We start from the raw sequence: 12,032 nt of genomic DNA on the forward strand, positions 1-12,032 counted from the left end.
GTCAGGCGTTGGCGGCGGCGTCCACCACGGCCAGCAGTTCGGCCAGGTCGTAGCCGCCGTCGTGGCGGATGTCGTTGACGAACAGGGTCGGCGTGGCGCCGACGCCGCTGCGGATGCCGCCGACGAAGTCCTCGCGGACCCGGTCGGCGTGGGCGTGGCGGGCCACCTCCGCGTCGATCTCCTCCGGCGGCAGCCCGACCTGCTCGACGCCGAGCGACAGGTGCACCGGGTCGAGCTGGTCCTGGTGCTGGTAGAGCCAGTCGTGCATCTCCCAGAACCGGCCCCGGGCGGCGGCGGCCTCCGCCGTCTCGGCCGCGTTCTCGGCGTACGGGTGGACGTTCACGATGGGAAAGTACCGGTACGCCAGGCGCACCACGTCGGTTCGCTGGCGCAGCACCTCGGCCAGGTTCGGGTAGGCGGCACCGCAGAACCGGCACTGGAAGTCGGCGTACTCGACGATCGTGACCGGTGCGTCGACCGGCCCGCGGACGTGGTCCCGTTCGGTCACCGGGTCGCGCAGCCGGGCGGTGGTGACCTGAAGTGGGGTCGTCATGGTCCCCACCCTGGCCGGAGCCCGGATGAGGCGGCCTCACCCGTTGCGGGTGAGGTGGCCACGGGCCCGGACGCGCCGGTGGGCCGCCCCGGAACGCCCGGGGCGGCCCACCGCTCGTGCCTCGTGGGTCAGCCGTCCAGGCCGGCCGGGGAGTTGGGCCGGTCCACGTCGACGAACTCGATCTCGTCGGCGGCGCGGTCCCGGCTGCCGGCGGCGCGCGCGGCGGTGCCGGCAGCCCAGCCGATCGCCGCGCCGGCCAGGGTCGCCGCGATCAGCAGCGTCCAGGGCAGCGCGGGCCGACGCCCGGCGAGCGCGTCGAAGGCCATGGTGGCCCGGCGGCGCGCCTCCTCGGCGGCGGAGCCGACCAGGTCGGTCGCGTCGTCGGCGAGGCCGGAGGAGTTACGGCGGGCGACGCGGGTGGCGTCGCGCATGCTGTCACCGGCGGAGCCGGCTGCGGAGAGCAGGTGCTGCCACGCCTGGTCCGCGATCCGCTCCGGCTTGCTGCGGCGGTCCAACAGGTTGGATCCGAACATGTTCTACCTCCTCGGTGCCGAAGCCCGGCGGCCACTTCGGACTCCGGTGTCCATCCGGCGCGTCACGGTTGACTCCTCGCCAGGCAGTGCCCCGCCGGCCCGTGCGGCAAACCAGGTTCGTCGGTACCGGGGTCGGGAACCGGACGAACCGCACCAACGCGCCGGACCGGGTGCGACCGGGACGTGCGTGCGCCCGCTACCCTTGTCGGCGGACGCGGACCGGCCGGTCGCACGGCTGGTCGGGGTCCGCATCGAAGGGGAAACTGGAACCCGGAGTTCCGGATTGGGTCGCCCAGGTGCTCGGTCCGCGAATTGCTCATCCCGGGGGGTTGGCGACCGAGCTGTTGGAGGAATACTCTCGGTCGCGGCCCGCGTACTGATGAGGCGCCCGTCATGGGCGAGTGGAGGTGCTCGCGTGAGCCTGTCGATCGTGAAGTCGGTGCGGCCCGGTGGTGTCGTCCAGATCGCGCCCCGAGGGGAGATCGACGTCGACACCGCGTACGAGGTGCGGGAAGCGATCGCCGAGGTGCTCGCGAAGGGCCGTCCGTCCCGGATCGAGCTGAACATGCGGCTCGTCACGTTCATCGACTCCGTCGGCATCAGCGCCATGGTCGCCGGCTTCCAGACCTGCGAGGTCAGCGGCGTGAAGCTGGTGGTCACCGAGCCGAGCCGGTTCGTGCACCGGCAGCTCTGGGTGACCGGCCTGCTCGGCCTCTTCGGCGCTCCCGAGCCCTGGTTCGCCGACGACACCCCCGAGGTTCTGCCCGGCGCCTGAGCGCCGCCCCGGCCCCCTGTCCGGCGGGACCTTCTACCCGTTGCCGAGTCGGCTCCGGTACGGGACGATCGTGCGGACGCACGACCGGCGAGGGGGGCCCGCTTGCAGAGCAGCGACAGCTTCAGCTACACCGTGCAGGCCCGTTGTTCCCGGGCGCACGCGGTGGCCCTCCTCGGTGATCTGAGCCGGCAGGGCGAGCTGCACCCGCTGATCGTGCGCGTCCGGCAGCTACCCGCCCGCCCGGGCGCGCTGGCCAGCTACGCGATCACCGACCGGCTGGAGCTCGGCCCGCTGCACTTCCCGGTCACCTACCAGGCGGACGTGCTTGTCGCCAACGACGACGAGATGGTCACGGTCGCCCGGCAGCAGCCGGCCACCACGGTCCGCAACCACACCCGGCTGCGGGACGAGCCCGACGGGGTGGTACGGATCGACGTGGAGATCACCCTCACCGCGCCGGCGCCGCTGTTCGGCTACGCGTTCCGCCAGGCCCGGTCCGCCCACCTGGGGCTGGCCGCCCGGCTCGGGGCGACGCTGGAGGGTCGGTCGGTCTGACCGACCCCCCGCAGGCGTCAGTACACCGACAGGTGTACGTGGTTGGTGTGGTCGCTGGAGGGGTCGCCGTTGCCGCCGTTGTAGGACTTCCACCCGCTGCTGGGCAGCCAGATCTGCTTGAACCAGATCACGTAGAGCACGGCGAGCCGGTCGGCGTTGCGGACGAGGTACGCGGCCAGGTTGTTGCCGTACGTGCGGTCGCCGCCGGTGGCAACGCCCTCGAAGCCGCTCTTCTGCGCCGCGAAGTCGCAGGCCCGGCCCTTGGGATGTTCGCCGCCGCCGCTGGGCCGGTGGCAGGAGGTGTACCGGGTGAACCCGGCCGCCTTGGCCTGTTGCAGCGCGTGCAGCGTACGCGGCGTGATGCAGCCGCTGGCCGGGGTCGGGTCGTTGACGCTGCACGACTCCGACGGCCAGGAGCCGTCCGGGTTGCGCGGCGCCGGCTTGGCGTTCTTGTTCGAGGTGCCCTGGACGCTGCCGCCGCTGCTGCTGCTGCGCGAGGGCTGGTCGTTGGCCACCTCCAGGGCGCGCTCGGCCTGCTCCTTGCGCTTGCCCATCACCGTGACCTGCTTGCGTTGCTCGCGGATCTCGCCGTCGAGCGCGGCGCGGGTGCGGGTGGCCTCGTCGCGGGTGGTGAGCAGGTCACGGAGTGTGCGGTCCTCGTGCGCGGCGACCTGTTCCAGCGCGGCGGCCCGGTCCATGAAGCCCTCGGGGCTGCTGCTGCCGAGCAGGGCCGCGGCGGTGCCCAGGCGGCCGTTGCGGTATGCCACGGTGGCGATCTCGCCGACCTTGGTGTGGCGTACCGCCAGCTCGGCGTCGACGGTCTTGAGTTGTTCGGTGAGTTGTTTCTGGCGGTCCACCGACCGGTTCAGCGCGGCCTTGGCCTCCAGCCAGCCCTTGCTGGCCGCGTCGAGCTGGGCGCGCAGCTGCGGGGTGCCGCCCTCGTCGTCGCCGGGTGCGGCGGCGAGCCGGCCGGTCGGCGGGGCCGCCGAGGCGGGGGAGAGTGGAACGGTCGCGAGGCCGATGGTCAGCGTCGCGACGAGCAGGGCCGCCAACCGGGCAGCCGTCCGTCGGGTGGGTGTAACTGGGGGCATTCAGGTGTCCTTCCGTCAACCGCCGACCGGGTTAGCTGACGGGTTCGGGACGGAAGATCCCTACCGCTGACGCGGATGCACCCCACATACGTGGTTCCCCGGCTCGCCCGTGCGGGCGATTAGGCGACGGTCACTGCACCGGTGCCCAGCGGCGGTGCCGGCGCGGTGGCCGCGGTCGAGCCTACCGGCGTCGCCGTCGGCCGACCGGGGGGCGTAGGCCAGCAGTTCGGACAAAACCGGCATTACCCCATAATAGCCACAGAGATTTAAGATTTCCCTAATCACCACTCGGTCGGAGCGCAGACGCCCGCTGACGCTCCGGGTTCGACCTGCAACGTGGCGTGCTCGATCGAGAAGTCCTCGTGCAGGGCCGCCCGCGCCGCGGCCAGCACCGGCCCGACCTCCACGCCCGGATCGGTGGTCAGGTGCGCCGAGGCCACCTCCATGCCGGAGGTGAGCGTCCACACGTGCAGGTCGTGCACCTCCGCCACCCCGGGCACCGCGGCGAGCCGGTCGTGCACGGCGGTCACCTGGAGGTGCTCCGGCGCGGCCTGCACCAGGATGCGCACCGCCGCCCGCCCCAGCCGCCAGGTGCGCGGCAGGATGAACAGGCCGATGCCCACCGCCACCAGCGGGTCCGCCCACCACCAGTCGGTGACCATGATGACCAGCGCCGCGCCGATCACCCCGAGCGAGCCGAGCAGGTCGCCGAGCACCTCCAGGTAGGCGCCACGCAGGTTGATGCTCTCCCGGGACCCGGCCCGCAGCAGCGCGAACGCGACGATGTTGGCGAGCAGGCCGAGCACGGCCACCACGAGCATCGGACCGGCTAGCACCTGCGGTGGCTCGCCGAACCGGCGTGCCGCCTCGACGAGGACGTAGACCGCGACGGCGCCGAGCAGCACGGCGTTGGCCAGCGCGGCGAGCACCTCGAGCCGGTAGAGCCCGAACGTGCGCTGCGGGTCGGTGCCGGCGCGCCGGGTGGCGGTGATCGCGGCGAGCGCCATGCCGATGCCCAGCACGTCGGTGAACATGTGCCCGGCGTCGGAGAGCAGGGCCAACGAGCCGGTCGCGAACGCGGCCGCCGCCTCGACGAGCATGAGCGCGGCGAGCAGGACGAACGCGGCCCATAGCCGGCCGCGATGGCGGTGTGCCGCGTTGGCCACCGCGCCGCTGTGGTCATGACCTGCGCCCACGCCAACACCCTTCCCGCCGCGTACCGGCCGGGCTCAATGTATGCTCACATCGCTATGTGTGCAAGTGATGGGCGGGCGGCGAACCGCCCCGCCGGTGTCAGCCGATCGGATCGAGCGTGGTCAGACGCTGGGTGGCGCGGGACAACGCCACGTACAGCGTGCGCACGCCCGAACCCGGATCGGCCCGGATCTCACTCGGCGCGACGAGCACCACCCCGTCGTACTCCATGCCCTTCGCCTGCAGGCTGGTCACCACCTGCAGCCGCCGCGCGCCGAGCCCGGCCAGCCAGCCAGCCACCTCGTCCCGACGCGGCACCGGTGTGATCACCCCGACCGTGCCCTCCACCTCGGCCAGCAGCGTCCGGGCCGCCTCCACCGTGGCCGCCGCCAGCCCGGCCGCCGGCACGACCCGCTCCACCGGCGCCACGCCCGTGGAACGGACGGCGTCCGGCAGCGGCAGGTCCGGATAGAGCCGGCGGATCTCCGCCGCCGCCACCGCGAAGATCTCCGCCGAGTTGCGGTAGTTGGTGGTCAGCTCGTAGCGGTACCGGCGCCGACGCCCGAGCGCCTGGTCGCGGGCCCGGTCCAGCTCCTGCGGATCGCCGGTCCACGCGGTCTGTGCCGGGTCCCCGACCACGGTCCACGACGCCAGCCGACCCCGCCGCCCGATCATCCGCCACTGCATCGGCGAGACGTCCTGCGACTCGTCCACCACCACGTGGGCGTAGTCGCGGTAGTCCGTCGGGCGTTCCCGGGCGGCCTCCCGGGCCGCGCGGCGGCGATCGGCGTACGTGCTCAGCTCCCGCACGCCGCCGGCGAGCTGGTACGGGTCGCGCTTCGGCCGGACCCGCTGCACCGGCTTGCCCAGCAGCGCGTCCAACTCGTCCAGCAGGGCGATGTCGGCGACCGTCAACCCCTCGTCGTCCAACGTCCGGTACGCCTCGGTGAGCAGGCGGATCTCCGCCCCGGAGAGGATCCCGCCGGCGTAGCGGCGCAGCCGGCCCGGGCTGGCCAGCCAACCCAGCACGTGCCGCGGATGCAGCCGGGGCCACCAGGCCCGGAGGAAGTCCCGGAACTCCGGCCGCTCGATGATCTCGTCCTCGAACGCCGGCTGCTCCGGCAGCCGACCCACCCGCAGCGTGCGGGCCTGCCCGTACAGCGCGGCGAGCACCGCGTCGAACGCCGCCCGGCGCACCTCGTTGCGACGCGCGCCCCGGGCCAACGTCCGGTCCCGGATCGCGTCCAACCCGGCCACGTCCAGGCGCAGCAGCTCACCCCGGTAGAGCAACCGCAACTCGGCGGGGGAGTCCGGCACCGCGTCCCGCGCCGCGCGGTCCAGCACCCGCCGCATCCGCAGCGACCCCTTCACCGCCGCCACCTCCGGCAGGTCGGTCCGCGACGCCGACATGCCGGGGAACAGCGAGCCGAGCGAGTGCAGCGTGGCCGTCTCCTCGCCCAGCGAGGGCAGCACCGAGGCGATGTACTCGACGAAGACCCCCGACGGGCCGACCACCAGGATGCCGCCACCGGCGTAACGGGCCCGCTCGGAGTAGAGCAGGTACGCGGCCCGGTGCAGCGCCACCGCCGTCTTGCCGGTGCCCGGCCCGCCGGAGACGACCGTGACGCCGTTGCCGGGGGAGCGGATCGCCTCGTCCTGCTCCCGCTGGATGGTCGCGACGATATCCCGCATGCCCCGCCCGGTGGCCCGGGACAGCGTGGCCAGCAACGCCCCGTCGCCGACCACCGCCATGTCCGGCGGCGCGGCCTGCGGGTCCAGCAGGTCGTCCTCGATCCGGGTGACCCGCTCCGCCGCCGACTGGATCGTGCGCCGGCGCACCACGCCACGCGGCTCGGCGGGGGTGGCCTGGTAGAACGCGGCGGCGGCGGGGGCCCGCCAGTCCACCACGAGCGTTTCCGCGTCCGCATCCCGCACACCGAGCCGGCCGACGTGCAGCACCTGCCCGGTGCGCAGGTCCAATCGGCCGAAGACCAACCCCTCGTGCTCGGCGTCCAGCGCGTGCCGGCGCCGGGCGGCGTGGAAGACCATCGCGTCCCGCTCGACCAGCGCGCCGAAATTGCCGACCCGGGCCAGCCGGTAGCCGTCCCGCTCGGCCTCGGCCGCGGACCGGCGCAGTTCGGCCAGCCGGGCGTACACCCGGTCGAGATGACGCTGTTCGGCGGCGATCTCCCGGTCCAGCGTGGTCTGGTCGGTCAACGCGGATGCTCCTGTGGTCGGAGGGCACGGCGGGCTGAATGAGGGTACGGGCACCAGCCGACGCGTGCGTCGGGGCATGCCGCCGGAGTGGCGCGTCCGCGCGGCGTGCCGGCGTCGGCCCACCGCCGCGACGCGGCCGGGGCGAACCGCGTCAGGCGGCGGCGCGGCGCCGGGTCGACGGGCGCTTCGTCGCCGGACCGGCGAGCACCCGGTCCAGCACCCCGGTGACCGCCCCGTTCACCTCGTCGGGACGCTCCATCATCAGCATGTGGCCCCCGCCCGGGCAGACGGTCAGCTCCGCGGTCGGCAACGCCGAGGCGATGGACTGCGCGCAGGGCGGCGGGGTGAGCCGGTCCCGGTCCCCGACCAGCGCGGCGGCCGGGAGCTGCCCCAGTGCGGCGAGCGTGTCCAGCCGGTGCTGGGCGCCGATCGAGGCGCGGAACCCGCCGATCGACCGCAGGGTGGCCCGCGCCACCGCCGAGGTGACCAGCCGGATGTCCGCCGGGTCGCACCGGTCGCCGAACAGCATCCAGCGGATGCTCGGGCGCAGCGCCCGCAGCAGCGCGTGCGGTGGCCGCCAACCGCCGCAGCGGGCCAGCACCCCGGCGCCTGTGGTCTCGGCGAGCCGGATCAGCCGGGTGATCCGCGGGGACAGGCCGTAGGCGGTGTGCGTGTGTCCCTCGGCGGTGGTGGAGACGAAGACCAGCCCGGCGGTCCGCGCGGCGAACCGGTCGGGGTGCCGGTGGGCGTACTCCATCACGGTCATCCCGCCCATCGAGTGTCCGACCAGCACCACCGGCCCGGACGGGGCGACCTCGTCGACCACCGCGGCCAGGTCGTCGCCGAGCTGCGCCAGGGTGGCGTCGCGCAGCGCCAGACAGCTCGACCGGCCGTGGCCGCGCGCGTCGTAGGTGACCAGGCGTAGCCGGTCGGCGAAGCGTTCCCGCAGGTGGGTGAGCTGGCGGTGCCAGCTACGCCCGTCCAGCGTCCAGCCGTGCAGCATGATCACCGTGAGCTCGGCGTCGGCCGGCCCGCTCACGTCCACGTGCAGGCGTACGTCGTCGGGCAGCCGCAGTTCCACGTCGTCCACCTCCGGGCCGGCCGCTGTGTGTCCACCGGGTGGCCCGGCGGTGACACCGGCGTTACCCGCCATGACACCACGGCAACCGGGTGGGGAGAAGATTCCGGTCCGCCCCGTCCGGGGTCGGATCGGTGGCCAGGCTGGAGACATGTCACCGGATCCCGCCGCCCGCCGCCCGCGCGTCGCCCTGGCCGAACTGCTCGCCGGCAACCGCCGCTTCGTCAGCGGGCAGCCGCTGCACGGGCATGACGTCACCGCCGCGGCGGCGGCCTCCGGCGACCAGCAGCCGTACGCGGTGGTGTTGGGGTGTATCGACTCGCGGGTGCCGTTGGAGGCGATCTTCGACCAGACGTTCGGTTCGATCTGTGTGATCCGGACCGGCGCGCACGTCCTGGACCGGGCCGTGTGCGGCTCCATCGAGTACGTGGTGGGGCAGCTCGGCGTACGACTGGTGATGGTCCTCGGGCACGAGCGCTGCGGCGCGGTGGGGGCGACCGTCGACGCGCTGCGCTCCGGCGTCCGCCCCGGCGGCGCGTTGGCGTACCTGGTGGACCGGATCGCCCCGGCGGTGGTCGAGGCCGCCGACCCGGACGCGCACCCGCTGGCGGTGCGCCGGCACGTGCGGCGCACGGTGGCCGCGCTTCGCGCCGACGACCTGCTGGCCGCACCGGTGGCCACCGGTGAGCTGGCCGTGGTGGGCGCGCTGTACGACCTGGCGACCGGCGAGGTCAGGCTGCTGCCGCCGGAGGAGACGCGGAACCGCCCGCCGGGATGATCCCGACGGGCGGTCGCGGTGGTGCGGGTGGGGGCGCTCAGCCCTCGAAGACGCCGGCCTCGACCAGGCGCTTCTCGGTGGCCTCCCAGCCGTGACCCGGGTGGGTCGCGGCCAGGCCGTTGATCTCGGCGCGGATCTTGGTGGCGTGCCCGGCGGCGGCCAGCACACGGATCTCCTCGACGAAGGCCTCGGAGTCGGTGCGCAGGTGCGCGGTCTTGCCGTTGGTCAGGTTGCGCACGTAGGCGTGCTTGCCGCCGTTGAGCGGGATCAGGTACTTGAACTCGCCCAGCACGCTGAGGGCGCCACCCTGGCCAGCCTGGCCGGCCCGGACTGACGCGCGCGCGGTCTTAGAGGTGTTGCTCGCCACGGAGGTACTCCTTGCAGACGTACGGTGGGGACGGAAACCGTCCGGGGGCTGTGCGAGTGACGCCCGGGGTGAGCGCCGGCCCGCGAAGACGTGCGGCGGCACAGAACCGCCCAGAGAACTGTACACGACCACGGTGCCTGGCTGGTCATCGCGCCGTCACGGGGCACAACCGGGTCGGCCACCCGGATATTTCCCGCCGCCGTACCGCGGCGAATTCTCCGATTCTCTGGCGCACCACCTGTCACAACAGTCATCATGTGTGCCAGGGACCACCGGAGACGACGAGGTCGTAGGGGAAGACGCACCTCGGCTCACCGGGAGGTCACCGTGCCAACGCGTGGCGTCGTATACGTCCACTCGACCCCGCTCGCCGTGTGCTCGCACGTCGAGTGGGCGATCGCGCGCGTCCTCGCCGCGCCGGTCAACCTGCACTGGACGGCGCAGCCGGTCGATCCGAGCGCGCGCCGTGCCGAGTGTGGCTGGACCGGCAGCCCGGGGACCGGCGCGGAGCTGGCCGCTGCCCTCCGGCAGTGGCCGATGATCCGTTTCGAGGTCACCGAGGAACCCAGCGCCGGGCTCGACGGCGAGCGCTTCATGTACGTACCCGGCCGTGGCCTGTTCCGGGCCACCGTCGGCGCGGCCGGCGACATCCAGCTCGGCGAGGACCGCCTGCGCAGCCTGATGGCCGCCGCCCGGGCCCCGGAGGCGCTCGCCCACGCCCTGGACAAGGCGCTCGGCACCGCCTGGGACGCCGAGCTGGAGCCCTACCGGTACGCCGGCGACGGCGCCCCGGTCACCCTGCTCACCCGGGTGGGGTGACGCGGGGCCGAGTTGCCCCGATACGGTGGGACGCGTGCCGATAGCCTCGCGCCGCGCCGCCGTCGCGTTCGTCGCAGTGACCGCGCTGCTCGCCTCCGGGTGCACCGACGGGCCCGACCGGCCCCGGCCCACCCCGCCGCCGGCCACGCCGTCGTCGGCCGCGCCGACGCCCGCCGAGTCGCCCGCCGCCGATCCGAGCGCCCAAGCCGCCGCCCTGGCCGGCACGCTCGCCGACGAGGACCTGGTCGGGCAGGTGTTGATGCCGTACGCCTACGGCAGTTCGGCCACGAAGGTCTCCGCCGCCTCGGCGGCCGGCAACCGGGCGCTGGCCGGTGTCGACACCCCCGCCGAGATGGTGGCGAAGTACCGGCTCGGCGGGATGATCCTGGTCGGTTTCAGCGCCGACGACCCGACCTCCGGCAACCAGGCCACCACGAACGTCGACAACCCGAAGCAGGTCCGCGACCTCACCGACGGGCTGCGCGCCGCCGCCGCCAAGCTGCCCGCCGGCCGCGTGCCACTCCTGATCGGCACCGACCAGGAGTACGGCGTGGTCACCCGGGTCACCGACGGGGTGACGCTGCTGCCCAGCCCGCTCGCCGCCGGCGCCGCCGGTCAACCCGCGCTGACCGAGGCCGCCTGGCGGGCCGCCGGGGCCGAACTCGCCGCGATGGGCATCAACCTGGACTTCGCCCCGGTAGCGGACGTGCTGGCCACCCGCAGCGCGGTGATCGGCTCCCGGTCCTTCGGCGCCGACCCGGCGGTCGCCTCCCCCCAGGTGGCCGGCGCGGTACGCGGGCTGCAGGCCCAGGGCGTCGGTGCCGCGGTCAAGCACTTCCCCGGGCACGGCCTGAGCGCCGAGGACTCGCACACCGAGCTGCCCGTCATCAAGCAGTCCCGGGCCGTGCTGGAACGCACCGCGTTCCCGCCGTTCCGCGCCGGCATCGACGCCGGGGCCATGGCCGTGATGTCCGCGCACCTGGACGTGCGGTCCGTCGACCCCGGCACGCCCGCCACGTTCTCCCGCAAGCTGCTCACTGACGTGCTGCGCGGCCAGCTCGGCTTCCAGGGCGTGGTGATCACCGACGGGATGAACATGGCCCCGGCGAAGAAGTGGTCCCCGGGCGAGGCCGCGGTGCGCGCGCTCAACGCCGGCAACGACCTCATCCTGATGCCGCCGAACGTCAAGCAGGCATCCGACGGGCTGCGCTCCGCACTCAAGGACGGCTCGCTGCCCCGGGCCCGGCTGGTCGAGGCGGCCACCCGGGTGCTCGCCATGAAGTTCCGACTGGCCGGCCACCCCGCCCCGGCGCTGTCCACGCTGAACGGCCCCGCCCACCGCAAGGCCGCCACCGACCTGGCCGCCGCCGCGGTGACCGTCCTGCGCGGCCGGTGCGGCGGCGCGGTCACCGGCCCGGTCAGCGTGACCTCCTCGGGCGGGCGGGAGCGCACCCGGACTCTGCTGACCGAGGCGCTCACCGCGGCCGGGGTCAAGGTGGTGCCCTCCGGCGGCACGGTGGTGCACCTGGTCGGGTACGGCGACGGGGCGAAGGACCTGCGCGCCGGCGCCGCCGTGACGGTGGCCATGGACACCCCGTACGTGCTGTCCGGGGCGAAGTCCCCGACGCTGCTGGCGACCTATTCGTCCACCCGGGCGTCGATGACCGGACTGGCCGCGGTGCTCGCCGGCAAGGCCCGCCCGGCCGGTCGCTCCCCGGTGCCGGTCTCCGGCCTGCCGGCCACCACCTGCCGCACCTGACAGGCAAACCGGATGCGCCCACCCCGCTCGGCGTGGCAGGGTGGGCACCCATGGGACAAGCGGCACAGGGTTTCCGGTACGTCCAGCGCGCCGACGGCACGGTGGTGGTCACGCATCACGGGCGGGTCGCCGCCACACTGCGTGGCGGGCGGGCCGCCGAGTTCCTGGCCGAGGTCGAGGACGACCCGCAGTTGGCGATGGCCCGGTGGACCGGCAACTACCGGCACGGCAACGAGCGCACCGCCAAGCAGCACCCGCGCAACCGCTGAGGATGTGAGGAAGGGCCCCTTGTCAACAGACGTCTGTTGACAAG

The 12,032-nt window shown here is 73.9% G+C and carries 13 protein-coding genes and 1 riboswitch; of the genes, 6 read left to right on the plus strand and 7 right to left on the minus strand.

Annotated features, from left to right (window positions below; translation table 11 throughout):
• Nucleotide 1: 1 nt before the first annotated feature.
• Both ACLQ2X_RS16215 and ACLQ2X_RS16220 read right to left on the minus strand, forming a co-directional pair.
• Complete coding sequence (locus ACLQ2X_RS16215) at nucleotides 2–553, minus strand: DsbA family protein (RefSeq protein WP_425681852.1); 552 nt, start codon at nucleotides 551–553, stop codon at nucleotides 2–4.
• 128 nt (nucleotides 554–681) lie between these two features.
• Complete coding sequence (locus ACLQ2X_RS16220; protein WP_425681853.1) at nucleotides 682–1,086, minus strand: hypothetical protein; 405 nt, start codon at nucleotides 1,084–1,086, stop codon at nucleotides 682–684.
• Between the two features lie 415 nt (nucleotides 1,087–1,501).
• Here ACLQ2X_RS16220 and ACLQ2X_RS16225 point away from each other — a divergent pair, with 415 nt between their 5' ends.
• Together ACLQ2X_RS16225 and ACLQ2X_RS16230 are read left to right on the plus strand one after the other, a co-directional pair.
• The gene (locus tag ACLQ2X_RS16225; RefSeq protein WP_013287849.1) at nucleotides 1,502–1,861 is read left to right on the plus strand and encodes an STAS domain-containing protein; all 360 of its coding nucleotides are present in this window, start codon (nucleotides 1,502–1,504) and stop codon (nucleotides 1,859–1,861) included.
• A 102-nt stretch (nucleotides 1,862–1,963) separates the two neighbouring features.
• Entirely contained in the window at nucleotides 1,964–2,416 is a 453-nt protein-coding gene (locus tag ACLQ2X_RS16230) for an SRPBCC family protein (protein WP_425681854.1), read from the plus strand.
• A gap of 17 nt (nucleotides 2,417–2,433) precedes the next feature.
• On the opposite strand, the gene ACLQ2X_RS16235 is transcribed toward ACLQ2X_RS16230, so the two are convergent.
• The 4 genes from ACLQ2X_RS16235 to ACLQ2X_RS16250 form a co-directional block, all read right to left on the minus strand.
• On the minus strand, nucleotides 2,434–3,507 hold the full coding sequence (locus ACLQ2X_RS16235; RefSeq protein ID WP_425681855.1) for a coiled-coil domain-containing protein: 1,074 nt from the start codon (nucleotides 3,505–3,507) through the stop codon (nucleotides 2,434–2,436).
• Nucleotides 3,508–3,512: 5 nt separating this feature from the next.
• Nucleotides 3,513–3,643, minus strand: a riboswitch (cyclic di-AMP (ydaO/yuaA leader).
• Between the two features lie 145 nt (nucleotides 3,644–3,788).
• Nucleotides 3,789–4,703, minus strand: a complete 915-nt coding sequence (locus tag ACLQ2X_RS16240; protein WP_425681856.1) for a cation diffusion facilitator family transporter — start codon at nucleotides 4,701–4,703, stop codon at nucleotides 3,789–3,791.
• A gap of 97 nt (nucleotides 4,704–4,800) precedes the next feature.
• The gene (locus ACLQ2X_RS16245) at nucleotides 4,801–6,918 is read right to left on the minus strand and encodes a HelD family protein (RefSeq protein WP_425681857.1); all 2,118 of its coding nucleotides are present in this window, start codon (nucleotides 6,916–6,918) and stop codon (nucleotides 4,801–4,803) included.
• A 151-nt stretch (nucleotides 6,919–7,069) separates the two neighbouring features.
• The gene (locus ACLQ2X_RS16250; RefSeq protein ID WP_425681959.1) at nucleotides 7,070–8,008 is read right to left on the minus strand and encodes an alpha/beta fold hydrolase; all 939 of its coding nucleotides are present in this window, start codon (nucleotides 8,006–8,008) and stop codon (nucleotides 7,070–7,072) included.
• Between the two features lie 139 nt (nucleotides 8,009–8,147).
• On the opposite strand from ACLQ2X_RS16250, the gene ACLQ2X_RS16255 reads away from it, so the two are divergent.
• The gene (locus tag ACLQ2X_RS16255; protein ID WP_425681858.1) at nucleotides 8,148–8,774 is read left to right on the plus strand and encodes a carbonic anhydrase; all 627 of its coding nucleotides are present in this window, start codon (nucleotides 8,148–8,150) and stop codon (nucleotides 8,772–8,774) included.
• Between the two features lie 37 nt (nucleotides 8,775–8,811).
• Here the strand turns inward: ACLQ2X_RS16255 and ACLQ2X_RS16260 are convergent, their stop codons facing one another.
• On the minus strand, nucleotides 8,812–9,141 hold the full coding sequence (locus ACLQ2X_RS16260; protein ID WP_425681859.1) for a hypothetical protein: 330 nt from the start codon (nucleotides 9,139–9,141) through the stop codon (nucleotides 8,812–8,814).
• A 327-nt stretch (nucleotides 9,142–9,468) separates the two neighbouring features.
• On the opposite strand from ACLQ2X_RS16260, the gene ACLQ2X_RS16265 reads away from it, so the two are divergent.
• From ACLQ2X_RS16265 to ACLQ2X_RS16275, 3 genes are read left to right on the plus strand one after another with little or no spacing between them, the layout of a single operon-like run.
• Complete coding sequence (locus ACLQ2X_RS16265; RefSeq protein ID WP_425681860.1) at nucleotides 9,469–9,960, plus strand: DUF3145 domain-containing protein; 492 nt, start codon at nucleotides 9,469–9,471, stop codon at nucleotides 9,958–9,960.
• A 25-nt stretch (nucleotides 9,961–9,985) separates the two neighbouring features.
• Nucleotides 9,986–11,719, plus strand: coding sequence for a glycoside hydrolase family 3 protein (locus tag ACLQ2X_RS16270; RefSeq protein ID WP_425681861.1), 1,734 nt, complete (start codon nucleotides 9,986–9,988; stop codon nucleotides 11,717–11,719).
• A 50-nt stretch (nucleotides 11,720–11,769) separates the two neighbouring features.
• A complete protein-coding gene (locus ACLQ2X_RS16275) occupies nucleotides 11,770–11,988 on the plus strand; it encodes a hypothetical protein (RefSeq protein ID WP_425681862.1) in 219 nt (72 codons plus the stop codon).
• Nucleotides 11,989–12,032 lie beyond the last annotated feature (44 nt).

The organism is Micromonospora sp. DT31 (assembly GCF_049841795.1).
Lineage (GTDB): Bacteria > Actinomycetota > Actinomycetes > Mycobacteriales > Micromonosporaceae > Micromonospora.